Origin of the sequence: Kitasatospora sp. NPDC059827, from assembly GCF_042731675.1 — a bacterium.
GTDB lineage: Bacteria > Actinomycetota > Actinomycetes > Streptomycetales > Streptomycetaceae > Kitasatospora.
The window spans coordinates 91,558-116,840 of sequence record NZ_JBHWIV010000012.1 but is presented as its reverse complement, the minus strand read 5'-3'; the positions used below and the strand labels follow the sequence as shown (position 1 = coordinate 116,840).

The following is a 25,283-nucleotide window of genomic DNA, read 5'->3' as shown; positions in this document are numbered from 1 at the left end:
TCGGCGCATGCCCGAAACCTTCACCGACCTGGGAGCCTTCACCGACCTGGGAACCGTCACCGCACCGTCCGGCCTGCTGGTGCTCGGCATGGCCGGCTGGATCGACTTCTGGCCGGAGACCGGCGCGCCCCTCGGCGAACGTGCCCGCGCGGCGACCGCCACCGCGCCCGGCGCCCACCTCCGGGACGGGGAGTGCGAGGCCTTCGCCGTCCGGGCCGCCGCCGACCGGCCGCTGCGGGTCCGGGCCACCACCTCGCCGTCACCGTTCGACGAGGAACCGAGCATCGCCACCCTGGAGATCGAACTCGGCCTCCCCTGGCCCGCCGACGCCGACCCGGCCGGTCCGATCCCGCTCGGCGACCTGCCCGTCGACCGCTGCGGCACGGTGATCGGCGACGCCACCGCCCTGGAGGCGTGGACCGGACTGCACGGCGACTCCACCAACGGCCTCGCCGACGTCACCTACTGGGGCCGCCACGAGGACGACGCCCACGCCCACTTCGGCGGCGAACGGATCTTCTGGCACGGCGTCGACGGCCCGCACGGCTGGCTCGACCTCCCGCTCGCCGAGGCCACCGCCCGCACCGCTGAACTCACCACCTGGCGCGGCGGCCTCCCCGGCACCGGCGTCGCCGTCGGCCTCGACCCGCACACCGACCACTACCGCGCCGAGCGGGCCGGCTGGGACCACCCGCTGCGCGTCGGTGCGGTCGAGGTCGGCGGCTGCGCCGTACTCGGCATCGGCTGGGACCAGGGCGACCACGCCGTCCGGCACCACGGCGAACGCGGCTGGGGCCAGGTCTACCCGGTCACCCTCGAAGCCGCCCCGGACGGCGGCACGGTGCTGCGCTGGACCATCCCGCCGTACGAGGAAGAAGACTGACGAGCGGCGACCGTCAGGCGTCCTCGTCGCTGCCGAGCACGGCCGGCCCGAGGTCGGCCGGCAGGTGGGCGACGGCCAGTGCGACGGCCTCCGCCGCCGTCCCGGCCTCGGCGACCACGCCGCCGTGCGGGAACCGCCGCACCCGGTACGAGCGGCCGTCGTCCGCGGGAACGATCGCGATCACCGGGTCGGACGGGAAGCCGGTCCGGCCCGCGAGGAGCAGCCTCCCGTGGCTGACGGCCGGGGACAACTGCCGGAGCCTCGGCTCCGCGTCGGCCGCTGCGACCAGCAGGCCGAACTCCGTGGACTCCGCTTCCCGCAGGGCCCGTTCCCGGACCCAGTGCCACTGCAGCCCGACCACGGCGGCAGCCCCGTGCTCATGGGCCTCGGCGAGCTCCGAGGAGGAGAGGAACGGGAACCGCTCGCGCAGCTCCGCGAGGCTCCGGCCGCTCCCCCAGGCCACGGCGGCCCGGACGACGTCCCGGAGGTCGGCCGTCCAACCCGTGATCAGCTCGGCGCCCAGGCTCCGGCCGGAGACGCCGAAGCTACGCCTCCCGGCGGACAGGTGGACCTGCAGCGGCCGGCGCACGGGCCCCGAGGGCACCGCGCCCGCCGGGGCCGCGATGCCCGCCGAGGCCGCGGCACCCCAAGTCCCCGGCACCAGGGTGATGTCCACGGCCAGTTCGGCGGCGACGGACTCCAGTGCGGCGGCGAGGCTCCCGGCGGCGGCCACGTCCGGGTAGCGGTCAGGATTCACCCTCCCAGTCTGACGATACGAGTTCCCCGAAGCCAGAAAACGTCCTGATCCGATCACTTCCGAACGAACCGTACGGAATCGGGTTTTCCGCTCTCAGAAGCCGGGGTAGTGCGGAGACGTTCGCACTCCGACGATCCCCCGGGACCGAAGCGGAGGCGAATCCTCGGAGTTCTCGGAATTCTCGGAATTCTCCCGGAAGGAATCCACATGAACAGGCTCGTCCGCAACGCCCTCGTCACCGTCGTCGCCACCGGCGCTCTCACCGCCGCCGTCGCACCCGTCGCCATGGCCGCCGACCAGACCCGGACGGCCGGCACCGCGCAGGCCCGGCTCGCCAACCCGAAGACGGTCAAGGCCGCCGCCTACAACCAGGCCCGCAGCACCCTCGCCCAGGCGGGCAGCCAGACGGCCGCCAAGTCCCACCCGGCCCACGGCACCAAGGACGTCCCGGTCTCCTACGGCACCAGCCTGCTCGCCGCCGCCCGCGACGAGTTCCGCGCCGCCGACAAGAACCTCCCGGCCGGCCAGAAGAAGTCCGACATGTCGATCCCGCACTACAACGCCATCCACAGCGCGGCCGACACCATGGGCATCACCGTCTGGTGACGGACCCGGCCAGCCCCCCGGCCAGTCCCCCGGCAGCTCCTCGGCAACTCCTCGGCGCGGGCCCGGATCCCCTACGGACGACGGAGATCCGGGCCCGGGCCGAGGAACGCCCGGCGCAGCGGCGCAGCGGTAAGGAACACGAACAGCCCGAACAGCGTCATCGCCGGCAGCCCGACCACGCCCTGGAGGTAGGCGAGCGGACGGCGCAGGACGTCGTCCCAGTTCGCCCACCAGTTGGCCGTCAGGTCGGCCGCCATGACCCCCACCCCGAGCCACACCCCCGCCGGCCGCGCCCGGGCCACCAGCACGGCGGCCAAGGGGTCGAGCACCAGCAGCGCGTGGAACAGCACCTGGCTCGGCACCGGCCACCACGCGTAGGCGTGCAGCCCCCCGCTCCCGACCTGGTACACGTGCACCGCCGCCCCCTCGGCGAACCCCACCGCCCACACCGCCGCCACCCACCACACCCAGCGCGGCCGTACTCCCCGTCCCCCACGGATCCCCTGCGTCACCACGCCAGCCTAGGCGGGCGGTTGATCGGCCTCGGGTTCAGGACCCGGCTCCGACCGGCCCCGGCTTGGGAAGCACCCGGGGCTCGCCCAGGCTGCCGTCGGGGAGGACCTCGAAGACGGTGAGGGAGGTGCGGCCGGTGACGGTGATCCGGTCCGGCCCGGACCAGTCGACGCGGATGAACTCGCCGTCCCGGGTGTCCCAGGTGCCGATGCTCCAGTGGCGGGTGGACCAGCCGGTGCCGGCCTCCAACTCCACCTGGTAGACCGGGTCGATGGAGAAGCCGGAGACGTTGGTGACGCTCAGGATCCGGTCCGGGCGGCTCGGGCTGACGAAGCGGTCCTCCCGGCCTCCGTCACCGCTGAACACGTAGGACAGGAACAGCACCGGCACCCCGGCGAGGACGAGCGGGGCCAGCAGGGCAGCGCAGCCGATCTGCGAGAACCAGGTGCGGAACTCCAGCTCGATCACCAGCGAGACCACGATCAGCACCACCGCCGACCCGATCAGCAGGACCGGCCGGTTGAGCCAGTGCTCGACCACCACCAGCCCGCCCGAACGGGAGGCGTGCCAGCCCGGCAGGTACACCAGCAACGCCGCGAGTGCCAGGCCTCTGAGCACCCACGCGACCTGCTTGCGGCGCCTCGCCGTCATCCGTCCCCCCGGGCGGTCTTTTGCCGAGCTTTGCGCGGACTTTACTACAGGGGGCCGTTGTTGATCAGGGGGTGCCGCCGGCAGATCGCCGTCAGCAGGTCACCGTCAGCGGGGCGTCGCCGTCGGGCGGCCCGGGTCGCCGTCGGGGCCGAGGGTGAAGACCAGGAGCTCGCGGGCCGTGGTCACCGTGATCCGATCGGCAGTGGACCACTCGACGGCCCGGAGGCGGTCGCGTCCGCCGTCCCAGCTGCCGATGGTCCAGTGGCGGGCGGACCAGCCGGTGCCGGTGAGCAGTTCGGCCCGGTAGGAGGTCGAGTCGATCGAGGAGGAGTCGCCGGTGACGGTCAACACCCGTTCCGGGTGGTCGGGGTGGACCTTGCGCTCGACGGACCGCGCGCCGCCGTCGAGCAGCCGGGAGCTCGCCGCGCCGACCGCCGACGCGGCGACGAGCGGTGCCAGGACGACCGCGACGGCGATCTGGACGACCCCGGCGCGAGCCCCGCTGCGGGCCCCGCTGCTGGACCCGGCACCGAGCACCGCGGAGACCACGAGCAGCACCACGGCCGCACCGAGCAGCGGCACCGGACGGTCGAGCAGGCGCTCGACCTCCACCAGGCCCCCCGAGCGGGAGGCGTACAGGCCCGCCGCGTAGGCCAGGAGCGCGGCCAGGGCGCCGGACCGGAGCCCCCGGACCGTCCACCTGCGACGTACGGTCATCTCCCGCCCCCCTGCGCCGGTTTGCCGAACTTTGGCGCGGACTTTACTACAGGGGCCCGGTGGTGGAGCGGGGCCGGGAACGCCACGGCGGCCCGGGTGGCGGGTCTCCCCGCCTCCCGGGCCGTCCGACGGCTACCGGCCGTACCCCCGTCACCGCCGGTAGAAGACGCTCCGCGACCAGAAGTAGCCGAGCAGCGTCAGCCCGGTGCACCAGGCGAGGGCGATCCAGCCGCTGTTGCCGATGCCGGTGCCCATCAGCAGACCGCGCAGGGTCTCGATGATCGGCGTGAAGGGCTGGTACTCGGCGAACCACCGCAGCACGGTCGGCATCGAGTCCGGCGGCACGATCGCACTGCCGATGAAGGGCAGGAAGGTCAGCGGCAGCGGCGTGTTGCTCGCGCTCTCCGGCGTCTTGGAGACCAGTCCGATCCCCGCCGATATCCAGGTCAGTGTCAGGGTCACGAACAGCAGCAGGCCCGCTGCCGCCAGCCACTCCAGCGGCCCGGCGCTCGACCGGAACCCCATGGCGAAGGCCGCGCCGGTCACCACCACGAGCGCGACCACCGTCTGGATCACGCTCCCGACCACGTGCCCGGTCAGGAACGCCGAGCGCGAGATCGCCATCGTCCGGAACCGGTTGACGATCCCCTCGGTCATGTCGACGCAGACGCCGACCGCCGTGGCGACCGCCCCCGACGTCGCCGTCATCAGGACGATCCCCGGCGTCACGTAGTCGATGTAGCTCCCGCCCCCGATGCCGGCCCCCAACGCGCCTCCGAAGGCGTAGTTGAAGAGCAGCAGCATCATCACCGGCATCACCACGACGGAGAAGGTCATCGCCGGGTACCGCTGCGCGCGCTTGAGGTTGCGCCTCAGCATGGTCAGCGAGTCGCTGACCACGTACGTCGCCGTGCTCATCGTGCACCCTCTCCGGTGAGTTGCAGGAAGACGTCGTCCAGGTCGGCCGTCTCCACGACCAGCGACTCGGCCGGCACGGAGGCGTTGTCGAGCACGTCCAGCACCGCCCGCACGGTGAGCACGGAGTTGTCCCCCGGGATGTCCAGCCGCAGGGCCTCGGCGTCGGCGGTGGCGTAGTCGAACAGCGCCGCGGCGGCGGCGAGTCGGTCGGTGTCCGAGAACTGGAGCCGGATCCGCCCGCCGGGGACGATCCGCTTCAACTCCTCGGCCGTGCCCTCGGCGACGATCCGGCCGTCGTCCAGGACGGCGATCCGGTCGGCGAGTTGGTCGGCCTCGTCCAGGTACTGGGTGGTGAGGAAGATCGTCACCCCGTGGTCGGCGACCAGGCCCCGGATGATCTCCCACATGGTGCGCCGGCTGCGCGGATCCAGCCCGGTGGTGGGCTCGTCCAGGAAGATCACCTCGGGGTCGCCGACCAGGGTCATCGCCAGGTCGAGCTTGCGCCGCATGCCGCCGGAGAAGGTGGCGACCGGTCGGCGCGCGGCTTCGTCGAGCTCGAAGCGCCGCAGCAGTCCCTCGGCCCGCCTCCGCCCCTCCCGACGGCGGAGGTGGTTGAGGTCGGCCATCAGCATCAGGTTCTCCTCGGCGGTGAGGAGGTTGTCCACCGCCGAGAACTGGCCGGTGACCCCGATCGCCTTCCGCACCCCGTCGGCCTGGCGGGCCACGTCGTGCCCGGCCACCCGGACCGTGCCGCCGTCGGCGGGGATCAGGGTGGAGAGGATCTCCACGGTGGTGGTCTTGCCCGCGCCGTTCGGCCCGAGCAGGGCGAAGACGCTGCCCGCCGGGATGGACAGGTCGACGCCCCTGAGCACCGCCTTGTCCCCGTAGTTCTTGGTCAGCCCGGTCACCGAGATCGCCGTGGTGCTCGCGACCGGGGCCGTCGCCGGGTTCGCCGTCGTCGCCGCCATCAGGCCCTCCGGATGAGGATGCTGCCGATCTGGGTGGTGCCGCGGACCTCGACCGTCTCCCGGGCCTCGCCCGGACCTGTGGCCGTGTCGAGGGCGTTGCGGACGGCACCGAACTTGCTGTGCACGTCGAGCCAGGCCGCCGTGCCCTCCGCGATGCCGACCTCGATGTCCCCGACGCCGACCTGGAGGCCGACCTTGCCGCGGACGACCTGGCCGACCCGGATGTGGCCGTTCGCGGTCTTGGCCTCGACGTCCCCCTCGGCGAGGCCGATGTGGATCCGGCCGTTGGAGGCGTTCGCCGCCAGCTCGCCGCGCACCTCGTCGATCTCGGTGTCGCCGTGGCTGTTCTTGACCGTCAGCCGGCCCCCGACGGTGCCGACCTCGATCCGGCCCGAGCCCGTCACCTCGGCGTCCCCGGTGACGGTGCCGACCCGGATGTCGCCGATGTCGGTCTTGAGCCGCGCGCCGGCGGCCCGGTCGAGCTGGATCCGGCCCATGGAGGTCTTGATCCGGCAGTCGCCGAGCGGGCCCTCGGTGACGAAGTCCGCCATCGGGGAGTCGGCGTGCACCTCGGAGCCGGCGGGCAGCTCGACGGTGAGGTCGATCGAGCCCTTCTTGCTGGAGAACACGGTGCGCTGCTTGGGGCCCTTGACGGTGAGCCGGCCGCCGGAGAAGTCGACCTGGGTCAGCTCGGCGGCCTTGACGTCCGCGTCCCTGGCGGTGCTGGTGGGCCGGACCTCGACGACGGTGTCGTTGCGCTTGCTCGCGCGGATCCACACCGAGCCGATCTCGAACTCAAGGGAGACGGAGATCTGTCCGTCGGTCTCGTACGTGGGCATGGCTGTGCCGTCCTCTTGACTCGTGTGAGTGTTCCCGCTGGTCGGAGCGGGGGTGACGTTGCAGGGGCGGTGGCGCTGGCGGGGCTGACAGGACTGGCAGGACTGGCGGTGCTGCGGGGGCGCTAGCGGACCCAGCCGGTGAAGCCCTGGCCGCCGACGCCGCGGACGGCGCGGGAACCGAGCTCGGCGGCCGGGCGGGCGGCCCGGGCGCCGCCGTCGACCGCGCCGGCGACGGCCCGGACCAGCCAGGCGTTGAGCGAGAGGCCCTCCTGCCCGGCGGCCTCCTCCGCCCTGGCCTTGAGGTGGGCGGGCAGGCGCAGGTTGATCCGGGCGGTGCCGCTGTCGTCCGACTCCGGCGTCGCGGACGGGGGCACCGGCAGCGCGGGCGGCACTATCGGTGGCACCACGGGCGGCGCCACCGGTGGTACCACGGGCGGCAGCCCGCCCGACGCCGCGGGCGACAGCACGCTCGGCATCGCGGGCGGCGCGTCGCCGTGGAAGCCGACGGAGCCGGGCGGCGCCGTCACCACGAACTCGGGGTCGAGGCCGCGCAGCCGTACGTCCACCGAGCCCGGGGCGAGGTCACGGGTGACTTCGCCCATGGCGGCGGAGAGGGCGTTGAGCAGGGTGAGCCGCACGGCCGACTCCAGCGGGAGCGTCAGCCGGTCGGCCAGCGCCCGCGCTTCGTCCCCACCGGTGGCGGCGGCCACCGCGAGCTCGTTCCGGAGGTTTTCGACGTACGGCGTGAGGTCCATGGCTAGAGCATGGCACAGCAGTGGTGCCATGTCGAGGCGTTTTTGGCACCACTTTGGCGCCACGTCCGGCACCACGTCCGGTGCCACACTCGGCACCACGCCCGATGCCACGCTCGGCACCATGCCCGGCGCCGCACCTGCGGCACCACGCGAACCGCCCCGCCGACGACGTCGACGGGGCGGTTGACCTGCGGGAAGGTCAGCGCTGCTGCTGCCAGCCCGCCAGGTAGGAGTCGATCTCGCCGGCCAGCCGCGCCTTGCCCGCCTGCTCCAGGAAGGAGGCCTCGACCGCGTTGCGGGCCAGCGCCGCCACCCCGGTCTCGTCCAGCCCCAGCAGCCGCGCCGCCACCGCGTACTCGGTGTTGAGGTCGGTGCCGAACATCGGCGGGTCGTCGCTGTTGACGGTGACCAGCAGCCCGGCGTCCACCATCCGCTTGATCGGGTGGTCCTCGATCCGCTCCACCGCCCGGGTGGCGATGTTGGAGGTCGGGCAGACCTCCAGCGGGATGCGGTGCTCGCCCAGGTGGTCGACCAGCGCCGGGTCCTTCACCGCCTGGGTGCCGTGCCCGATGCGCTCGGCGCCGAGCTCGCGGATGGCGTCCCAGACCGTCTCCGGCCCGGTGGTCTCACCGGCGTGCGGGACGGAGCGCAGCCCGGCCGCCCGGGCCCGGTCGAAGTACGGCTTGAACTGGGGCCGCGGCACGCCGATCTCCGGGCCGCCCAGGCCGAAGCTGACCAGGCCCTCGGGGGCCAGGTCGGTGGCCAGCCGGGCGGTGATCTCGGCGGCCTCCAGGCCTGCCTCGCCCGGGATGTCGAAGCACCAGCGCAGCACCACGCCGAGGTCCTTCTCGGCGCGCAGCCGGGCGTCCTCGATCGCCTCCATGAAGGCCACGTCGGGGATGCCGCGCTTGACCGAGGAGTACGGCGTGAGGGTCAGCTCGGCGTAGCGGATGTTCTGCCGGGCCATGTCCTCGGCCACGCCGTAGGTGAGCGCCCGGACGTCCTCGGCGTCGCGGACGAGGTCCACCACGCTCAGGTAGACGTCGATGAAGTGCGCGAAGTCGGTGAAGGTGAAGTACTCGGCGAGCGCCGCCGGGTCCGTCGGCACCTTGGACTGCCCGGCGTAGCGGGAGGCCAGGTCCGCGACGATCCGCGGCGAGGCCGAGCCGACGTGGTGGACGTGCAGTTCCGCCTTGGGCATCCCGGCGATGAACGCCTCGATGCTCCGGTCGCCCGGCCCGGTCCTGCCGGGGTTGGGGCCGATCCGACTTCCGTCCGGCTGGACCACGGTGGTTCCCTCTTCTCTGCTTCTACGCGCGTACCGATTGGTGCTGGCAAGGATAGGCCCGGGCCCGGGATCACCCGCCGAGGGCCACCGCCACGGTGTGGATCAGCAGCCCGGCCAGGGCGCCCACCACGGTGCCGTTGATCCGGATGAACTGGAGGTCCCGCCCGACGTTGGCCTCGATCTTGCGCGAGGCCTCGTCGGCGTCCCAGCCCGCCACCGTCTCGGAGATCAGCGAGGTGATCTCGGTCCGGTAGGTGTCGACCAGGTACTGGGCGGCGTCCTGCAGCCAGCCGTCGACCTTGGCCTGGAGCTTGGCGTCGGTGGCCAGGCGCTCGCCGAAGCGGCGCACGCCGTCTCGGATGCGCCGGCGCAGTTCGCTGTCCTCGTCCTCGGCCGCACCCATCACCAGGGTGCGCACGGCCGCCCAGGTGGAGTTGATCAGGTCCTGCACCTCGGGGCGGGCGAGCAGCTCGCCCTTGGCGCGCTCGACCCGGGCGATGGTCTCCGGGTCGTTCTGCAGCTCGGTGGCGAAGTCGGCGAGGAAGTTGTCGATCGCGCCGCGGGCCGGGTGCTCGGGGTCGTCCCGGATGTCGGTGACGAAGCGCAGCAGCTCCTTGTAGACCCGCTCGCCGACCTGGTGGTCGAGGAACTTCGGGGTCCAGCCCGGGGTCTTCTGGGTGACCTTGCGGACCACGTCCTCGTGGTTGTCGGTCAGCCAGCCGTGCGCCCGGACGGCGACCAGGTCCACCACGCCGTGGTGGCCGCCGTCCGCGACCACCTTGCCCAGCATCCGGCCCATCGGCTCGGCCACCGAGGTCGCGGCGGCCCGCCTGGTCACCGCCTCGGCGACCACCGCCCGCACGTCGTCGTCGCGCAGCACCGCGAGCAGCCCGCGCAGCGCCGCCGAGGCCTCCTTGGTGACCCGCTCGGCGCTCCCCGGTGCGGCCAGCCACTCCCCCAGCCGGCGGCCGACGCCGAGCGCGGCCAGCCGGCCGCGCACCACGTGGGCGGCCAGGAAGTTGTCGCCGACGAAGTCGCCGAGCGAGCGCCCGAAGGCGTCCTTCTTGGTCGGGATGATCGCGGTGTGCGGGATCGGCAGGCCGAAGGGGCGGCGGAACAGCGCCGTCACGGCGAACCAGTCGGCCAGCGCGCCGACCATGCCCGCCTCGGCGGCGGCCGCCACGTACCCGGCCCAGGGGCCGGCCCCGGCCGCCTTCGCCCAGGTCGCCAGGGCGAAGACCAGGGTCGCGAAGGCCAGCAGGCCGGTCGCGATGGTCTTCATCCGGCGGACGCCGTGTCTCTTCTGCTCGTCGGCCGCGGTGAACCGGACCCCGGGGCCGGTCCCGCTGAAGGCTTCGTCACTCACCCCGCCAGTCTGCCCGCTGACCGGCGCGGACGGGGGCGTGCCCCGCGATCACACGCCCCCGGAACCGATGAGCGCCCGGGCCGGGCCACCTCCGCACCGCCGCACGCCCCGCCCAGCACGCCCCCGAACCCGCTCACGCCCCGCCCCGCCCCGCACGATCCGCCGCACCCGCACCCCCGGCAGCTTCCCCGGCCCCAGCTCCCGGTACTCCGGGTGGTCCGCCTGCAACACCGCCGCCACCACCGGCGCGTCGGCGCTCACCCCCGCCCCCCGTTCACCGAGTTGGCGAGCCGACGCCACACCGGGTGGCGCCGCAGCCCGCGCCGCAGGTGCTCCGGGACGACGCCGCGCCACAGCTGCTGGGCGAGGTTGAGCGGCGGGACGTCCACCGGCAGCGGCTCCTCGCCCAGCAGGAACAGCCCGTCGGGCAGGCCGAGCCGGGCGTCCCGGAACGCCGGGTACCCCGCGTAGCGCCGCCGGCCGACCGCCACCACCGGCGGGTCGCCGTGCGCGGCCTCGTAACGGATCTGGTCGCGCAGCGCCTCCGGCCGGACGGCGGCGGCGAGTTCGAGCCGCAGCCGGGCGGTGACCGGCAGCCGGTCGTACACCGCGCGGGCGCCGAAGCACTCGATCATCCGGCCGACCTCGGCGCACACCCGCCGTTGCAGCCCGTCGTCGAGCAGCAGGAAGCCGGCCTGGAGCAGCCGGGGCACGTCCCAGGCGAAGCTGCGCACCCGGATGGCGTCCAACTCCTCTCCGGGATCGGCGAGTTCGGCGGCCACCTGCTGGAGGGCGGTGATCCCGCGCAGCCGGTCGAGCACCGAGGCCCGCCCGGTGACGTTGCCCCGGTCCTCGCGCAGCACCAGGACGTAGTGGTCGTAGTCGGCGAGGACGGAGAGCCGGACGGCCCGCAGGCAGGCCTCCAGGGTGAACGGCTGGTCCGGGAGGACCAGGTCCGAGCCCCAGGCGTCGGCGGCCGCGACCAGCCGCTCCAGCGCCTCCTCGCCGAGCCGGTCGTCGGCGCCGAGGAAGAGCACGTACCGCCCCCGGGCCAGGTCCACACCGCGGTCGGCGGGGCCCGCCGGGCCACCCGGGTCGGGCTGGTGGACCACCCGGAACACCCCGGGGTGCCGGGCCGCGTACTCGTCCAACAGCACCTCGCCGCCGTCCGTGGAGCCGTCGTCGACGACCACCACCTCCAGCCGCCCCGGCTCCAGGGACTGCCCGACCAGCGAGTCCAGGCACGCGGCGAGGTACGGCATGGCGTCGTGGACCGCGACCACCACGGTCACGTCGGGTACGGGCATCGGGCGGCGGGCCTCCGGGGCGGCGGCGGTTCGCCGGCGCGCTGACCGACGGCGATGCACGGTCCAACTCGGCCGCCCGCCGGGGAGTCACGTGCCCTCCCCGGACGGGTGACGCGCACCGAACGCCCGCCCGAACCGTCAACCCCCGAACGGCAGCCGCCCCCGGACGGGTGACACGCGCCGACCGACCGCCGCCCCCGACCGACCGACGCCCCGCCCTCAGCCGATCGCCACCTCCGCGTACATCCGCGCGATCACGTCCTCGATGGCCGGCTCACGCACCGAGAGGTCCACCAGCGGGTACCGCGCCGCGACCGCCGCCACGATCGGCGCCGCGCTCTCCTGCGCCGGGAAGGCCAGCCACTGGCGCGGCCCCTCGATCTTCACCACCCGCGCCCCGGCCACCTCGATCGCCGGCCGGGCCTCGGCCAGGTCGACCACCAGGGTCCGCTCGCTGCGCCCGGCGGCGTGCAGCCCGTCCAGCCCGCCGTCGTGGACGACCCGGCCGTGGTCGATCACCATCACCCGGCCGCAGAGCTGCTCGATGTCGGTGAGGTCGTGGGTGGTGAGCAGCACGGTGGTGCCGCGGTCCCGGTTGACCTCGCGCAGGAACTCCCGCACCCGGCCCTTGCTGACCACGTCCAGGCCGATGGTCGGCTCGTCCAGGTAGAGCACCCGGGGGTCGTGCAGCAGGGCCGCCGCGAGGTCGCCGCGCATCCGCTGGCCGAGCGAGAGCTGCCGTACGGGGGTGTCCAACAGGCCGCCCAGGTCGAGGAGTTCGACGCAGCGGCCGAGGTTCTCGCGGTACCGCGGGTCGGGGATCCGGTAGATCCGGCGGGCGAGTTCGAAGGAGTCGCGCAGCGGGAGGTCCCACCACAGGGTGGTGCGCTGCCCGAAGACGACGCCGATCCGGCGGGCCAGCGTGACCCGTTCGCGGGCCGGGTCGACCCCGGCGACGCGCAGCCGGCCGGAGCTGGGGACGAGGATGCCGGTGAGCATCTTGATGGTGGTCGACTTCCCGGCGCCGTTGGGCCCGATGTAGCCGACGCACTCGCCGGCCTCGACGGTGAAGCTGAGGCCGTCCACCGCGCGCACCTCGCGCTTGACCCGGCTGAACCGGCCGGTGCGGGCCCGCACGGTGAAGGTGCGGTGGACGTCCTGGAGTTCGATCAGTGCCACGGGGGGTCCTTTCGGTACGGGGGGTCAGCTGCCGGTGCCGCGGTAGGCGCGCAGTCCGGCCCGCCAGGCCAGCCCGGCGGCGGCGACGCAGAGCGCGGCGGCGACCGGGGAGGCGTACTGGAAGGCGGTGGGCAGCCCGAGCGGGTCGGGCCGGTCGAGGATGCGCAGGGTGGGCAGCCAGTTGACGAAGGCCAGCGGGACGCCGAAGACCGCCCCGGCCACCAGTTCCTTGGCGAAGACCGTCGGCGGGTAGTGCAGCAGGGTCGCGCCGCCGTAGGTGAAGGAGTTCTGGATCTCCTTGGACTCGCCCCACCAGAACTGGACGGTGGCGCCGCCGACGTAGATCGCGCCGAAGATGACGCTGCCGCACACCAGCAGGACGGGCACGAGCAGCACCCGGTCCCAGGTCCAGTGCACGTCCAGGGCGGTCAGGGACCAGCCGAGCACGATCACGGCCTGGAGCGGGCGGCCGAGCCGGCGCAGGGTGAACCGCTCGGCGCACAGCTGGGAGAGCGCGGGTGCGGGGCGGACCAGCATGGTGTCCAGCGAACCGTTCATGATCCGTACGCCGAGGCCGTCGGCCGAGCCGACCAACAGGTTGGCGATGCCGAGCGAGAAGGTCGCGGTGGCGTAGAGGAAGGCGATCTCCGGCAGGTGCCAGCCGCCGAGCTGGTCGGTGTGCCGGAACATGATCACCAGCACGACGAAGTCGAGCGAGTGGGTGACCAGGCTGGCCAGCAGGTTGAGCAGGAAGGAGGCCCGGTAGGCCATCATCGAGCGCATCCACATCCGGGCGCAGAGCCACCAGGAGCGGACCGCCCAGGACGTCCGGGCGAGGAACGGCTCAGCCACCCTGCACCACCACCCGGCGGGTCGCCAGCCACTGCGCGCCCCGGCCCGCGGCCAGCAGCGCGGCCGCCCAGCCGAGCTGGAAGCCGAGCGCCCGGAGCAGCCCGGTGCCGCCCGCCCGCTCCAGGAAGACGTCGGTCGGCACCTTGACCAGGGCCGCCCAGGGCAGCACCCGGGCCAGGTCGCCGAGCCAGCCGGGGAAGAGCACGATCGGCAGCAGCATCCCGGAGAAGAACATCGAGACCACCAGGCTCACCGCGCGCACCCCCTCCGAGTCGTGCAGCCAGAAGCCGGTGATCGAGACCAGGAACCGCACGCCGAAGCTGACCAGCAGCGCGAGCAGCACCGAGAGCAGGAAGAACACCCAGGTCAGCGGCCGCTCGGGCATCCGGGTGCGGAACACCAGGGCGCCGAACAGCATCGGCACGGTGCCGCGGACCAGCGCCTGGAACCCCGCCCGGCCGAGGTCGGTGGCCAGCCACCAGCCCTGGAAGTCGACCGGACGGTAGAGGTCGACGGCGATGTCCCCGCTGCGGAAGCGGTCCTGGATCTCGTCCTGGAAGCCCCCGCCCCAGACCGCGACGGTGACCAGCAGGCCCTGGCTGACCCAGATGTAGGTGACGGCCTGGCCCTGGTCGTAGCCGCCGAGGTTGGGGCGGGCCTGCCAGAGGGCGAGGAAGGAGGAGGCCAGGATGACCCCGAAGACGGTGTTGGTGAAGGTCCCGGCCAGGGTGGCGGCCCGGTAGGTGGAGTAGCGGCGGAAGGCGCCGCGGGCGACGGCGGTGTACAGCCCGAGGGCGGTGCCGGTATCGGGAGGCCTCGCCTCCGCGGTGGAAGCTCCGTGCATATTGTCTCCTTATCGACATTTGCAGGCGCAGACGGGCGCCGCGCGACGTCGGCGCACACCCCAGTGGCCCCGACCGACCGCCCCCGGGGGTACCGGGCCGGACGTGCGGAGCTGACGAAGTGGACGCGCTATGCGATTTGCACCTTTCACCGTACCGCCGGCCCCCACGGCCCGCACCCGGATTTCCGACGCACCCCGGGGCGCGCGGACCGCCACGCGCAACCACGCAGTTCAGACCCCCGCCGCCGCTGAACCCGCGTCAAATAGCAGATAATCCCGCCATGACGTTGAGCACCCGCCGCCAGGCCAAACGGGCCGCCCGCCGCGAAGCCCGCCGCGCCCTCCCCCTCTGGCGCCGGCTCCTGCCCACCTGGCGGATCACCCTCGGCACCCTCACCGCACTGCTGCTGCTCGCCGTCGGCGCCTTCGCCGTGCTCTACGTCATCGTCCCGGTGCCCGACCCCAACGCCCACGCCACCGCCCAGAACAACATCTACCTCTACGCCGACGGCACCACCGAGATCGCCCGCACCGGAGCCGTCAACCGCACCGACGTCACCATCGAGCAGATCCCCCTGCCGACCCAGCAGGCCGTCGTCTCCGCCGAGGACCGCACCTTCTACCAGAACCGCGGCATCGACCTGAGGGGCATGGCCCGGGCCGGCTGGAACACCCTGCTCGGCAAGGGCATGCAGGGCGGCTCCACCATCACCCAGCAGTACGTCAAGAACTACTACCTGACCCAGGACCAGACCTTCGAACGCAAGGGCCGCGAACTCTTCATCGCCCTCAAGGTCGACCAGCAGCGCAGCAAGAACGAGATCCTCGCCGGCTACCTCAACAGCAGCTACTTCGGCCGCGGCGCCTACGGCATCCAGAGCGCCGCCCACGCCTACTACGGCGTCGACGTCTCCCAACTCACCCTCGGCCAGGGCGCCTACCTCGCCTCCCTGCTCCAGGCCCCCAGCCTCTACGACGTCAGGACCGCCACCCCCGCCAACCGCGAGAAGGCCCTCGCCCGCTGGAACTACGCCCTCGACGGCATGGTCCAACTCGGCTTCCTCACCAGCGCCGACCGCACCGCCACCACCTTCCCCGAACCCATCGACCCCCAGCCCGCCACCGGCCTCGCCGGCCAGGCCGGCTACCTGGTCGGCGTCGCCGACGACTACCTCATCTCCTCCGGCACCATCGACGCCGCCACCCTCAAGGCCGGCGGCTGGCGGATCACCACCACCTTCGACAAGCCCCGCCAGGACGCCTTCGTCAAGGCCGTCCAGTCCGAACTCACCAGCGAACTCGACCCCAAGGCCCGCCCCGCCACCGACACCGACGTCCGGGTCGCCGGCGCCTCCGTCGAACCCGCCACCGGCCGCGTCATCGCCGTCTACGGCGGCCCCGACTACGCCAAACAGCCCTTCAACGACGCCCTGCGCCAGGACAACCAGATCGGCTCCACCTTCAAACCGGTCGACCTCGCCGCCGGCCTGATCGCCCAGCACTCCGTCGACGGCCGCCCGATCACCACCGAGACCCGCTACGACGGCACCAGCGAACGCCCCGTCACCGGCGGCCCCACCCCGTACGCCCCGCCCAACGAGGACGACGTCGACTACGGCAACATCACCCTGCGCTACGCCATGGTCAAGTCCGTCAACTCCGTCTACGCCCAGGAGGGCGTCGACGCCGGACTCGGCCGCGTCCGGGACACCGCCGTCAAACTCGGCATCCCCGACAGCGTCCGCGGCATGGACCCGGCCAACACCTCGATGACCCTCGGCACCGCCACCCCCAGCGCCCTCGACCTGGCCGGCGCCTACGCCACCCTCGCCAACCACGGCCAGGCGCACACCCCCTGGTCCGTCCAGAAACTCGAACGGGTCAACCCCGGCGGCGCGATCGACGTCCCCAAGATGCCCGACCACAAGGCCACCGACGCCGTCGGCCGCACCGTCGCCGACTCCGTCACCGACGTCCTGCGCGACGTCGTCAGCCCCCGCGGCACCGGCGCCGCCGCCCTCGACCTGGGCCGCCCCGCCGCCGGAAAGACCGGCACCACCGACGCCAACCTCTCCGCCTGGTTCGCCGGCTACACCCCCGAACTCACCACCACCGTCGGCCTGTTCCGCGAGAACCCGAAGACCCACGCCAAGGAGCCGCTGGCCGGCACCGCGGGCCTCACCCGGGTCAACGGCGGCGCCTTCCCCACCCGGATCTGGACCGACTACATGACCGCCGCCCTGAACGGCACCCCCACCCAGCAGTTCGACCTGCAGACCGGCCGCGGCGACCAGGGCCCCGACACCTGGACCCCCACCGCCGCCCCCAGCACCAGCACCTCCCCCACCAGCACCCCCAGCACCGCCACCACCGGCGCCCCCGCACCCACCGCCCCCAGCCACGCCCCCAGCGCCCCCGCCGCCACCGAGCAGCCCGGCCCCGACGCCCCCAGCCCGCAGAACCCCCAGCCCACCCCCAGCCAGGAACAGCCCACCCCCAGCACCCGGCCCACCCCGACCCGGCCCGCCCGCCCCAGCAACCCGCCCACCGCCACCACCGGGCCCACCGGAACGGCCACCGCCCCGGCCCAGTGAGCGACCGGGTGACGCCGCACCCCGCCCCCGCCAGGGCCCGTCTCCGACCTCCCGCTACGCCACCAACTCCCGCTCCAGCGGCGTACGGAAGCGCGGCGTCACCCGCACCTCCCCCAGCCACCCCGCCAACCGCCCCGCCTCCGCCGCGACCGCCCGATCCGCCTCCGCCCCCACGTCCCGGAACAGCCGCCACACCACCTCACCGTCCGCCCGCTGCGCCCAGCCGCCGACCACCTCACCGCACCACCACACCGTCGGCCCCGCGTTCCCCGCCCGGTCGAACAGCGCCGGCACGTCCTCCGGCCGCAGGTACCAGTCCCGCCCGCGCCACCCCATCACCGCCGGATCCAGCGCCGGCAACAGCGCCGCCCACGGCTCCGGGGCCGCCACCGGCCCCTCGTCCCCCGGCAGCACCACGGCCGCCGCGCCGCCCGCCAGCGCCACCGCCCGCGCGTCCACGTCCGCCAGCGCCCGCCGGACGTCCCCCAGCGTCCAGCCCGTCCACCACTTCACGTCCTCGACCGTGGCCGGACCGTACGCCGCCAGCCAGCGCCGCACCACCTCCGCCTTCGCCTCCCGCACCGGCACGTCCGGCCACTGCGGCACCGGCGCCCACGGATAGCTGCTGCTCAACCAGGACCCGCGCGGACGGCACCGGCGCACGTGCCCGTCCGAGGCCAGCAGCCGCAGCAGCCGACTGCCCACGCTCTGCTTCGCCTCGTACGCCTTGCCCGCCGACATCAGCATCGTCTCCCGCAACTGCGGGACGTCGTCGCCGAGTTCCTTGGTCGTCGCCTCGCCGCGCACGGCCAGCGCGGCCAGCACCGCACGCTCCGCCTCCGCCAGCCGGGCCTCGTCCCAGCCCTCGGCGTGGTCACGCAGGTGCTTGAGCAGCGTCGCCCGCTCCTTCGCCGCGATCGCCCGCGCCGCCCCCGAACTCACGTACGGGGCCAGGCCCTCCGTCACCGCGAAGATCGTCCGCCGCATCGACAGCAGCTTCACCAGCGAGACGTCCTCGTACAGCGCCCGGTCCACCTCCGCCGCCGAGGGCTCCGCCAGCCGCGCGCACGCGGACAGGTACACCGTCGCCGCGTCCGTGGCGTGCAGCCCGACCACCGCGTCCGCCACGTCCTCCACCCGCGCCGCCCGCACCGACGGCGCCAACAACTGCCGCCGCCCCAACCGGGCCCGCCGCTCCACCTCACCGATCACCGGGACGCTCATGCCCGGACCCTAGCGGCTACCACCGACAGAACCGAGGTGCTCCGCCGCGGACCCGGCCAACTCCGCGAACTCCGCGAGCAGCGGCGACGTCCGCCCCGCCGCCCAGGCCACGCAGACCCGGTGCGGCGCGAGGTCCGACACCGGCACGTGCACCACGTCCGCACGGGTGTAGAAGGCGGCCATAGACAACGGCAGCACCACCATCCCCTCCCCCGCCGCCACGTACTCCAGCTTCTCCTCCACCGTGTCCACCCGCGGCCGCGACCGCTCCGGCCGCCGCCCGGACACCCCCGGCAGATCCCGCCACTCCGGCACGAAGTCCGGATCCTGCAACAGCAGCTCGCCACCCAACTCGGCCATCACGACCGACACTTCACCCGCCAACCGGTGCCCCGCCGGCAACACCGCCACCCGCGGCTCGGCGAACAGCGGACGCAGCACCAGACCCTGCCGGTCCACCGGCAACCGCACGCAGGAGACGTCCACCCGGCCGTCCAGCACCATCCGCGCCTGATCGGCCCAGGAGGTCCGCACCACCTCCACCGCCAGCCCCGGATGCCGCCCGCGCAGCCCCCGCACCGCCGCCGTCACCGCCACCCCCGGCATGAACCCCACCACGAACCGCGCCGGACCCTCCCCCGACCCCTCCCCCGACCGCCCCACCCGGCGCCGCAACGCCTCCGCCGCCGCCAGCAACGGCGGCGCGTCCTCCAACAACTGCCGCCCCGCGTCCGTCAGTTCGGTCGACCGCCGGTCACGCCGGAACAACTGCGCACCGAACTCCGCCTCCAACGACCGGATCTGCCGCGACAGCACCGGCTGCGCGATGTGCAACTCCGCCGCCGCCCGACCGAAGTGCAACTCCCGTGCCACCGCGACGAAATACCGCAGCTTCCGCAGATCGACGTCCACCGCCACCGCCACCCCGCTCACCACTCCCCGCTGATACCCCGAGGGTATGACAGCCGACCGAACAGGTCTTGGACGCCACCACCCCACCCGGAGCACCATCGACACAAGCCCCCGGCCACACCACGAAAGGCGCCACCATGCCCCTCAAGGAACAGCACGTCGTCGTCCTCGGCGGCACCTCCGGCATCGGCCTCGCCACCGCCGCCCTCGCCGCCGAACGCGGCGCCCGCGTCACCGTCGTCTCCAGCCGACCGGACAGCGCCCACCGCGCCCTCGCCACCCTGCCCACCGGCACCGCCGCCGAGACCGCCGACCTCACCGACACCCACCAGGTCAGCGCCCTCTTCGACCGCCTCGGCCCGCTCGACCACCTGGTCTACACCGCAGGCGACCCGCTCGCCCTGATGACCGTCGACACCATGGACCTCGACGCCGCCCGCGCCCTCTTCACCCTGCGCTACTTCGGCGCCCTCGACGCCGTCCGCGCCGCCACCCCGCAGCTGCGCCCCGGCGGCTCGATCACCCTCACCTCCGGCACCGCCGGCCTGCGTCCGGTACCGGGCTGGAGCGTCCCCGCGAGCGTCTGCGGCGCGGTCGAAGCCCTCGTCCGGGCGCTGGCCGTGGAACTCGCCCCGATCCGGGTCAACGCCGTCCGGGCCGGGATGATCCGCACCCCGCTCTGGTCCGGCCTCCCCGAGGCCGACCGCGAGCAGCTGTACGCGCAGACCGCCGCCGCCCTCCCCCTCGGCCGGATCGGCGACCCCGAGGACACCGCCGAGGCCTACGCGTACCTGATGGAACAGCGCTTCGCCACCGGCACCGTCCTCACCGTCGACGGCGGCGGGCTGCTCGCGTAGGGCACCCGGCCAGCAGGGCAGCCCGGTCACAGGCCCAGCCCGGTCAACAGGACAGCCCGATCAGAGGTACAGCCCGGTCGAGCCCTCGGTGTCCCCGAAGCGGGTCGCCGCCACCGCGTGCAGGTCCCGCTCGCGCAGCAGCACGTAGGTGGCGCCGCGGACCTCCACCTCCAGCTTGTCCTCCGGGTCGTACAGCACGCGGTCGCCGGGCTCCACCGCGCGCACGCTCTGACCCACCGCCACCGCCTCCGCCCAGGTGCAGCGCTTGGACAGCTCCGCGGTCGCCGGGATCAGGATGCCGCCGGTCGAGCGGCGCTCGCCCTCGCTGCCCTCGATGCGCACCAGCACGCGGTCGTGCAGCATCCGGATCGGCAGCTTCTCGCCCAGCCGGTCGTGCCGCACCTCGTCGTGCCCGTGGTCGGAATGGGTCGGTTCGTCGTTCGTACTCACGGTCCCGAAGGTACCGCCCCCGGGCGCGGCGCGTGACGCTGGCCCGGCATGCAGAAGGGGCGGGGCGGCCCGCGGCGGCCCGCCCCCCCCCCGGCCCCGTCTGGGGGCGGGCCCCACGCCCGGCGCAGCACCCCCGGCCCGCCGGGGGTGCTGCGCCGCGCGTGACGTGCCCCTCGGGGGAAATATGTAGACCGATCTACTGGGCAGCCATCCCGGAGAATATGTAGATCGATCTACAGATTCATTGGGCTTCTCGACCCCGCCGCCACCCTGCCCGCACCAAAAGTCGGCTCAGCCGACTTCCCATGCAGCGCGCGCAGAAGTAGACCGACCGGTCTATAGATTTTTCCCCAGCGCTTTCGCCGCTCCCGCCCCAGAAGTCGGCCCAGCCGACTTCTGGTGTCCGGAGGGCCGGGGCCGGGGTCGGGGCCAGGGCCGGGGAGAACTGAGCTGCGGCCCGCCGGCAGGGGGTTCGCCCCTCGGCCCCTCGGCCCTCGCCCGACCTGATGCGAGAGGGCCACGGCACCCGGTACGCCGGGGGACGAACACAGATCCGGTTGAGCCAGAAGTCGGCCGGGCCGACTTCTGGTACGCGGGGCCTGCTCTCTCAGCCCGACCCGCCTGCCCGAGAGGGCCACGTCCCCGATGAGCACCGAGCGCTCGCACGGGCAGTGTGCGCTGGAAGTCGGGCGGATCGACTTCTGGTACGCGGGGCTTGCTGCCCCGCCCGGCCGGCTCCGGGTCGGGAAGGGGGCGGCCCGATGGGCGGCGGGCGCCGTGGGGGGCTGCGCTGGAAGTCGGGCGGGCCGACTTCTGGTGCGATGGGGCTTGGTCATTCGGTCCAGATGGCGGCGGCGGTGCGGTCGTCGGCGTAGCCCTTGGCGCGGACTTGGACCTGGCGGAGGAAGTCGACGGTGCCCGGGGGGTGGGGGTGGGCCCAGTGGGAGGAGAGGAAGTGGGCAACGGCCGGTTCGTCGGCGATCGGGCGGGACAGGCCCGGGGTGCAGAGGAGCAGGATGTCGCCCGGGGTGGCGGGGACGAGCCGGAAGCGGAACGGGCGCGGGTCCGGCACGGGGGCCTCCGCGACGGGCGGCTGGCCGTCCGGGTGGTGGAGCAGCCGGGCCGCGTAGGCGTCGATCCAGTGGCCCGAGCGCAGCAGATACAGCCCGCCGGGCCCGACGCCGAAGGCGGCGCGGTAGCCGGCCGCCGGGTCGAGCGACATCAGCAGGCAGTGCAGCGAGGCCGGGGACGGGCTGTCGTCCCCCTCCGCCTGGGGGGCGAGGGACCGCAGCGGGGCGGCCGCGCCGGTGGCCAGGCGCTGGAGGCCGTAGCGCAGCCGGTCGCGGGCACCGTCGCGCAGGTCGGCGGCGAGACCGGTCCGGCTGCGTCCGATGGCGGCAGCGAGCTGGCGGCAGGCCTCGCCCGTCCCCGCGGCGACGGCCTGTGGGGTGAGTGACTCGTCCTCGGCGCCGCCGGTGCGCTCGTAGCCGGCGAGGACGGCGAGCAGCAGCCCGTCGGGGCCGTCGCCGAACCTGGTGACCAGCAGGCTGTCCCGGCGCGGCTCGCCGCGGTAGCGGGCGGAGTCGCCGCGGACGGAGACCGCGCGCAGCACGGTTGCCCCGTACTGGGCGCCTTCGAGCGCGGTGTCCGGCACGACGGTGTCGAGGGTGTCGGGGTCGGCCTCCGGTACGGCGGTCGGCTCGGGGCCGTAGGTCGGGGGGCGTTCGCCGACGTGGGGGACGGTGGGAGGGGTCTCGGCGAGCGGGGTGCGGATGGCGAGGCGCGGGTCGGGGACCGAGGCGGGGACGGGGACGGGGGCCACGGGTTCGGGCTCGGGCTCGGGGATTGCGGCGGGGGGAGGGGTAGGGGCGGGGGCGAGCTCGGGGACGGGCTTTTCCAGGGAGACCGGGGTGGGCGGGGTGGGCGGCTGCTCGGGCTCGGGCTCCGCTGCGGGGGGCTCGTCGGCCGCCGCGGGGGGCTCGGGGGACTGCTGGGTCTCGGTCGAGCTGCGCTGGCGCCCGATGCCGCCGGCGCCCTCGATGACGCCGAGCGCGTCGTCGAACCAGTCGTCGATGCTGTCCCGTTCGGCCGCGGGCTCGTCCACGGGCTCGTCCAGGGGCTCGTCCGCAAGCTCCTCCACAGCTTCCGCCGCGGGCTCCGACACCGGCGGAACGGTGCGCTGCGGCCCGATGAGTCCGGCCGCCGTGTCGAACCAGTCGTCGACGCTGCCGTCGCCCGGGTCGGCGTGGGGGGTGTCGGGGAGGGTGCCCGCCGGACCGTCGTAGACGGTGTCCCACCAGCCGTCGTCGGGCCGGGGCGGCTGTGCGGGTGCACCCTGCTTGCTCATCTGGCGGCTCCTGGTCGGTCCGTGGTCGCGCCGCCCCCGGCGGGGCCGGACTGGCGTCATTGTCTCCAAGTGCAACGACCGTGTCCGGGTTTCGGCGACAACCGGTCACCGATCGGATCATCCCGGCCACCGCGCTCACCTGCCGGTTCACGGCCGTCCGGGCAGCTAGGTGGGACGGGTGTCACCGATTCGTTCGCTCCCGTTCCGTCCCTGCTTGCCGGATGTGCCCCGAGCAGGGCGTTTCCTGGACATTGGGGGGTGTTGGCGGTCGAAAATGAGGTCCGAGGAGGGGCATCGCTTCACCCGTTCGGCTGATTAAATGTGCGCATGACCGCGTCGGCCCCGAGCTCGCCCCGACCGGGGAGGGCCGCACCGGCGGGCCGCCCGGCGGGTGTGCTGTTGGTCCTGTTGCTGGTCGCGCTGTTGTCCGCGCTGCCGTGTTCGGGCCTGGCGAAGGCGGACGCTCCCGTCCGCCCCGGCCCGGCCCCGGTGAGCTCCGTGTCCCTGGTGAGCGCCGTGTCGCTGGTGAGCGCGGCGGACGCCGTCACGCCGGCGCCGCACGCCCACGACGCCCACGACGCCCACGACGCCGTCCGGGCGTCCGACCGCCACTGGTTCGGGGAATCGCAGGAGCACTGGATCCTGTGCACCGCCGACGGCCAGCCGCCGCGCAACAACGGCTGCTCCAGCCACCCGTTCTGCCCGCAGGACGCCCAGTTGCCCAACCCGCCGCCGCATCCGCAGCCCGCCGTACTGCCGTTGGCCGTGCCGACGCCCGAGGCGCTGCCCCGGGCGGTGCCCGCGGGTCTGCTGGACGGTCCGCGCCCCGCGCCGGATCTGCACGAACTCCAGGTCCACCGGTCCTGAGCGGAACCCACCGCCGACGCTCCCGTCGGCGGGTCCGCCCCTCCCCCACTACAGCCGACCGCCGCCACAGCCGTGCGCGGCGGGGACAAGGACGACCATCATGGGTTCCGCCTCCAAGCAGTCCAACAAGCCCGGTGCCAAGGGCAACGTCGATCGCCGCGCCCGGATCGCCGAGCTGCGCGCCGCCGAGCAGCGCCGCGACCGCCGCAACAAGGTGATCGCCTCGGTGGCCGCCGGTGTGCTGGTGGTCGGTGCGATCGGCACCGCCACCTGGTTCGTCATGGACCAGAACCAGAAGAAGAAGGACCGCGTGGCCGCCGCCAACGCGGACATCCCGGGCGTGAAGACCTTCGGCGACCTGAGCCGCAACCACGTCAAGGAGAAGGTCAACTACCCGATGACCCCGCCGGTCGGCGGCGACCACAACGCGGTCTGGCTGGACTGCATGGGCCACGTCTACGACCAGCCGGTCGAGAACGAGCGCGCCGTGCACTCGCTGGAGCACGGCGCGGTCTGGGTGACGTACAACGGCAAGGCCACGCCGGACGACATCAAGACCCTGTCCGACAAGGTCAAGAACACCCCGTACTCGCTGATGAGCCCGTACCCGGACGAGCAGGGCACCATCACCCTGAACGCCTGGAGCACTCAGCTGATCGTGGACAGCGCCAGCGACCCGCGGGTCAGCCAGTTCTTCACCAAGTACGTCCAGGGCAAGCAGACCCAGGAGCCCGGCGCCTCCTGCACGATGGGGCAGATGTGACCGCCGAGGGGGCCCGCCCCGAGGACGTCCCGGCGGCGGAGGCCGAACCGGCCGGGGTCGCGGACGCGGCCGGGGCCGGGGCCGGGGCGACGGAGCCGGCCGGTCGGCCGGGCCGTCGGCGGATGTGGTGGCCGGCCGCGCTGGCCGCCGCGGTGGCGCTGGCGCTCGGGGTGCCGGCCCTGGTGGCGGGTTCGACCACGGCCTCCGGCTCATCCTCGGTGGCCGTCCCGGCGGACGACTCGCCCGAGGCCGGGTTCGCCCGTGACATGGCGACCCACCACCAGCAGGCGGTCGACCTGTCGTTCATCGTCCGGGACCGCACCGGCGACGAACCGACCCGCACCCTGGCCTTCGACATCATCAACACCCAGGCCAACCAGCGTGGGATGATGATGGGTTGGATCGACCAGTGGGGGCTGTCGCAGCACTCGCCGGCCAAGCCGATGGCGTGGATGAGGATGGGCCACGACTACCAGGCCCACGACGGTTCGCTGATGCCCGGCATGGCCACCAACACCCAGATGGCGAAGCTGCGTTCGCTCAGCGGGCGGGACGCCGAGGTGTACTACCTGCAGCTGATGATCGAGCACCACAAGGGCGGCGTCGAGATGGCCCAGGGGTACGTCGACATGGCGAAGAACGACGTCGAGAAGCGGCTCGCCCAGTCGATGGTGGTCGCCCAGACCTCCGAGGTGGAGCTGATGACCGACATGCTCAAGGAGCGCGGCGCCGCCCCCGGCGTCCCCGCGTCCTGACACCCGCTGTTCCCGCTGCTGTCCCTCTGCTCCCTCTGTTCCCGCCGATCCCCCGCTGTTCCCCGTTGTCA

25 protein-coding genes are annotated in these 25,283 nt (G+C 73.7%); 7 read left to right on the top strand and 18 right to left on the bottom strand.

Annotation, left to right across the window (positions count from 1 at the left end):
- The first annotated feature begins 7 nt into the window (after nt 1-7).
- Nucleotides 8-883, top strand: a complete 876-nt coding sequence (locus tag ACFV8H_RS10725; RefSeq protein ID WP_380398347.1) for a hypothetical protein — start codon at nt 8-10, stop codon at nt 881-883.
- Between the two features lie 13 nt (nt 884-896).
- Here the strand turns inward: ACFV8H_RS10725 and ACFV8H_RS10720 are convergent, their stop codons facing one another.
- Nucleotides 897-1,640, bottom strand: a complete 744-nt coding sequence (locus ACFV8H_RS10720) for a DUF6193 family natural product biosynthesis protein (protein WP_380398345.1) — start codon at nt 1,638-1,640, stop codon at nt 897-899.
- 207 nt (nt 1,641-1,847) lie between these two features.
- Here ACFV8H_RS10720 and ACFV8H_RS10715 point away from each other — a divergent pair, with 207 nt between their 5' ends.
- Nucleotides 1,848-2,246 carry a hypothetical protein gene (locus ACFV8H_RS10715; protein WP_380398343.1) on the top strand — a complete coding sequence of 133 codons (399 nt, stop codon included), beginning with the start codon at nt 1,848-1,850 and terminating at the stop codon, nt 2,244-2,246.
- A gap of 71 nt (nt 2,247-2,317) precedes the next feature.
- On the opposite strand, the gene ACFV8H_RS10710 is transcribed toward ACFV8H_RS10715, so the two are convergent.
- The 13 genes from ACFV8H_RS10710 to ACFV8H_RS10650 all read right to left on the bottom strand — a co-directional run bounded on the left by ACFV8H_RS10710 (nt 2,318) and on the right by ACFV8H_RS10650 (nt 14,443).
- A complete protein-coding gene (locus tag ACFV8H_RS10710; RefSeq protein ID WP_380398341.1) occupies nt 2,318-2,758 on the bottom strand; it encodes a hypothetical protein in 441 nt (146 codons plus the stop codon).
- 37 nt (nt 2,759-2,795) lie between these two features.
- A complete protein-coding gene (locus ACFV8H_RS10705; RefSeq protein WP_380398339.1) occupies nt 2,796-3,410 on the bottom strand; it encodes a hypothetical protein in 615 nt (204 codons plus the stop codon).
- Nucleotides 3,411-3,515: 105 nt separating this feature from the next.
- Nucleotides 3,516-4,127, bottom strand: a complete 612-nt coding sequence (locus ACFV8H_RS10700) for a hypothetical protein (RefSeq protein ID WP_380398337.1) — start codon at nt 4,125-4,127, stop codon at nt 3,516-3,518.
- 150 nt (nt 4,128-4,277) lie between these two features.
- Nucleotides 4,278-5,045 (bottom strand): ABC transporter permease, encoded by a 768-nt coding sequence (locus ACFV8H_RS10695; protein WP_375883164.1) that lies wholly within the window; start codon nt 5,043-5,045, stop codon nt 4,278-4,280.
- Nucleotides 5,042-6,013 (bottom strand): ABC transporter ATP-binding protein, encoded by a 972-nt coding sequence (locus tag ACFV8H_RS10690; protein WP_380398335.1) that lies wholly within the window; start codon nt 6,011-6,013, stop codon nt 5,042-5,044. Before ACFV8H_RS10690 ends, ACFV8H_RS10695 begins: the two co-directional genes overlap by 4 nt.
- A complete protein-coding gene (locus tag ACFV8H_RS10685; RefSeq protein WP_380398333.1) occupies nt 6,013-6,852 on the bottom strand; it encodes a DUF4097 domain-containing protein in 840 nt (279 codons plus the stop codon). The genes ACFV8H_RS10690 and ACFV8H_RS10685 overlap by 1 nt, the downstream gene beginning before the upstream one ends.
- A gap of 122 nt (nt 6,853-6,974) precedes the next feature.
- Nucleotides 6,975-7,607: a toxin-antitoxin system HicB family antitoxin gene (locus tag ACFV8H_RS10680; RefSeq protein ID WP_380398331.1), complete on the bottom strand. Its 633-nt coding sequence runs from the start codon at nt 7,605-7,607 to the stop codon at nt 6,975-6,977.
- Nucleotides 7,608-7,806: 199 nt separating this feature from the next.
- The gene (locus ACFV8H_RS10675) at nt 7,807-8,871 is read right to left on the bottom strand and encodes an adenosine deaminase (protein WP_380398427.1); all 1,065 of its coding nucleotides are present in this window, start codon (nt 8,869-8,871) and stop codon (nt 7,807-7,809) included.
- Nucleotides 8,872-8,965: 94 nt separating this feature from the next.
- Complete coding sequence (locus ACFV8H_RS10670; protein ID WP_380398329.1) at nt 8,966-10,261, bottom strand: DUF445 domain-containing protein; 1,296 nt, start codon at nt 10,259-10,261, stop codon at nt 8,966-8,968.
- 257 nt (nt 10,262-10,518) lie between these two features.
- On the bottom strand, nt 10,519-11,568 hold the full coding sequence (locus ACFV8H_RS10665; RefSeq protein WP_380398327.1) for a glycosyltransferase family 2 protein: 1,050 nt from the start codon (nt 11,566-11,568) through the stop codon (nt 10,519-10,521).
- Between the two features lie 219 nt (nt 11,569-11,787).
- The gene (locus ACFV8H_RS10660; protein ID WP_380398325.1) at nt 11,788-12,747 is read right to left on the bottom strand and encodes an ATP-binding cassette domain-containing protein; all 960 of its coding nucleotides are present in this window, start codon (nt 12,745-12,747) and stop codon (nt 11,788-11,790) included.
- Between the two features lie 24 nt (nt 12,748-12,771).
- The gene (locus tag ACFV8H_RS10655; protein ID WP_380398323.1) at nt 12,772-13,599 is read right to left on the bottom strand and encodes an ABC transporter permease; all 828 of its coding nucleotides are present in this window, start codon (nt 13,597-13,599) and stop codon (nt 12,772-12,774) included.
- Nucleotides 13,592-14,443, bottom strand: a complete 852-nt coding sequence (locus ACFV8H_RS10650; RefSeq protein ID WP_380398321.1) for an ABC transporter permease — start codon at nt 14,441-14,443, stop codon at nt 13,592-13,594. The genes ACFV8H_RS10655 and ACFV8H_RS10650 overlap by 8 nt, the downstream gene beginning before the upstream one ends.
- A gap of 281 nt (nt 14,444-14,724) precedes the next feature.
- On the opposite strand from ACFV8H_RS10650, the gene ACFV8H_RS10645 reads away from it, so the two are divergent.
- A complete protein-coding gene (locus ACFV8H_RS10645; protein ID WP_380398319.1) occupies nt 14,725-17,037 on the top strand; it encodes a transglycosylase domain-containing protein in 2,313 nt (770 codons plus the stop codon).
- Between the two features lie 54 nt (nt 17,038-17,091).
- Here ACFV8H_RS10645 and ACFV8H_RS10640 read toward each other — a convergent pair whose 3' ends face one another.
- Both ACFV8H_RS10640 and ACFV8H_RS10635 read right to left on the bottom strand, forming a co-directional pair.
- Nucleotides 17,092-18,261, bottom strand: coding sequence for a winged helix DNA-binding domain-containing protein (locus ACFV8H_RS10640; RefSeq protein ID WP_380398318.1), 1,170 nt, complete (start codon nt 18,259-18,261; stop codon nt 17,092-17,094).
- 9 nt (nt 18,262-18,270) lie between these two features.
- Nucleotides 18,271-19,173, bottom strand: a complete 903-nt coding sequence (locus ACFV8H_RS10635) for a LysR family transcriptional regulator (protein WP_380398425.1) — start codon at nt 19,171-19,173, stop codon at nt 18,271-18,273.
- Between the two features lie 137 nt (nt 19,174-19,310).
- Between ACFV8H_RS10635 and ACFV8H_RS10630 the strand changes: the two genes are divergently transcribed.
- On the top strand, nt 19,311-20,030 hold the full coding sequence (locus tag ACFV8H_RS10630; protein ID WP_380398316.1) for an SDR family oxidoreductase: 720 nt from the start codon (nt 19,311-19,313) through the stop codon (nt 20,028-20,030).
- A gap of 60 nt (nt 20,031-20,090) precedes the next feature.
- Here the strand turns inward: ACFV8H_RS10630 and ACFV8H_RS10625 are convergent, their stop codons facing one another.
- Together ACFV8H_RS10625 and ACFV8H_RS10620 are read right to left on the bottom strand one after the other, a co-directional pair.
- Nucleotides 20,091-20,393, bottom strand: a complete 303-nt coding sequence (locus tag ACFV8H_RS10625; RefSeq protein WP_375883460.1) for a GroES family chaperonin — start codon at nt 20,391-20,393, stop codon at nt 20,091-20,093.
- A 919-nt stretch (nt 20,394-21,312) separates the two neighbouring features.
- Nucleotides 21,313-22,827 carry a hypothetical protein gene (locus ACFV8H_RS10620; RefSeq protein WP_380398314.1) on the bottom strand — a complete coding sequence of 505 codons (1,515 nt, stop codon included), beginning with the start codon at nt 22,825-22,827 and terminating at the stop codon, nt 21,313-21,315.
- Between the two features lie 327 nt (nt 22,828-23,154).
- Between ACFV8H_RS10620 and ACFV8H_RS10615 the strand changes: the two genes are divergently transcribed.
- From ACFV8H_RS10615 to ACFV8H_RS10605, 3 genes are all read left to right on the top strand, one after another.
- A complete protein-coding gene (locus ACFV8H_RS10615; RefSeq protein WP_380398312.1) occupies nt 23,155-23,694 on the top strand; it encodes a hypothetical protein in 540 nt (179 codons plus the stop codon).
- A gap of 100 nt (nt 23,695-23,794) precedes the next feature.
- A complete protein-coding gene (locus ACFV8H_RS10610) occupies nt 23,795-24,457 on the top strand; it encodes a DUF3105 domain-containing protein (RefSeq protein ID WP_375890169.1) in 663 nt (220 codons plus the stop codon).
- A 122-nt stretch (nt 24,458-24,579) separates the two neighbouring features.
- Complete coding sequence (locus tag ACFV8H_RS10605) at nt 24,580-25,212, top strand: DUF305 domain-containing protein (protein WP_380398423.1); 633 nt, start codon at nt 24,580-24,582, stop codon at nt 25,210-25,212.
- The last annotated feature ends 71 nt before the right edge of the window (nt 25,213-25,283 follow it).

Coding starts and splice junctions, on each gene's coding strand:
- ACFV8H_RS10605 (WP_380398423.1), top strand. CDS start 24,580: ATGTGGTGGCCGGCCGCGCTGGCCGCCGCGGTGGCGCTGGCGCTCGGG.
- ACFV8H_RS10695 (WP_375883164.1), bottom strand. CDS start 5,045: ATGAGCACGGCGACGTACGTGGTCAGCGACTCGCTGACCATGCTGAGG.
- ACFV8H_RS10615 (WP_380398312.1), top strand. CDS start 23,155: ATGACCGCGTCGGCCCCGAGCTCGCCCCGACCGGGGAGGGCCGCACCG.
- ACFV8H_RS10650 (WP_380398321.1), bottom strand. CDS start 14,443: ATGCACGGAGCTTCCACCGCGGAGGCGAGGCCTCCCGATACCGGCACC.
- ACFV8H_RS10725 (WP_380398347.1), top strand. CDS start 8: ATGCCCGAAACCTTCACCGACCTGGGAGCCTTCACCGACCTGGGAACC.
- ACFV8H_RS10680 (WP_380398331.1), bottom strand. CDS start 7,607: ATGGACCTCACGCCGTACGTCGAAAACCTCCGGAACGAGCTCGCGGTG.
- ACFV8H_RS10620 (WP_380398314.1), bottom strand. CDS start 22,827: ATGAGCAAGCAGGGTGCACCCGCACAGCCGCCCCGGCCCGACGACGGC.
- ACFV8H_RS10705 (WP_380398339.1), bottom strand. CDS start 3,410: ATGACGGCGAGGCGCCGCAAGCAGGTCGCGTGGGTGCTCAGAGGCCTG.
- ACFV8H_RS10715 (WP_380398343.1), top strand. CDS start 1,848: ATGAACAGGCTCGTCCGCAACGCCCTCGTCACCGTCGTCGCCACCGGC.
- ACFV8H_RS10700 (WP_380398337.1), bottom strand. CDS start 4,127: ATGACCGTACGTCGCAGGTGGACGGTCCGGGGGCTCCGGTCCGGCGCC.
- ACFV8H_RS10645 (WP_380398319.1), top strand. CDS start 14,725: ATGACGTTGAGCACCCGCCGCCAGGCCAAACGGGCCGCCCGCCGCGAA.
- ACFV8H_RS10685 (WP_380398333.1), bottom strand. CDS start 6,852: ATGCCCACGTACGAGACCGACGGACAGATCTCCGTCTCCCTTGAGTTC.
- ACFV8H_RS10665 (WP_380398327.1), bottom strand. CDS start 11,568: ATGCCCGTACCCGACGTGACCGTGGTGGTCGCGGTCCACGACGCCATG.
- ACFV8H_RS10640 (WP_380398318.1), bottom strand. CDS start 18,261: ATGAGCGTCCCGGTGATCGGTGAGGTGGAGCGGCGGGCCCGGTTGGGG.
- ACFV8H_RS10610 (WP_375890169.1), top strand. CDS start 23,795: ATGGGTTCCGCCTCCAAGCAGTCCAACAAGCCCGGTGCCAAGGGCAAC.
- ACFV8H_RS10630 (WP_380398316.1), top strand. CDS start 19,311: ATGCCCCTCAAGGAACAGCACGTCGTCGTCCTCGGCGGCACCTCCGGC.
- ACFV8H_RS10625 (WP_375883460.1), bottom strand. CDS start 20,393: ATGCTGCACGACCGCGTGCTGGTGCGCATCGAGGGCAGCGAGGGCGAG.
- ACFV8H_RS10690 (WP_380398335.1), bottom strand. CDS start 6,013: ATGGCGGCGACGACGGCGAACCCGGCGACGGCCCCGGTCGCGAGCACC.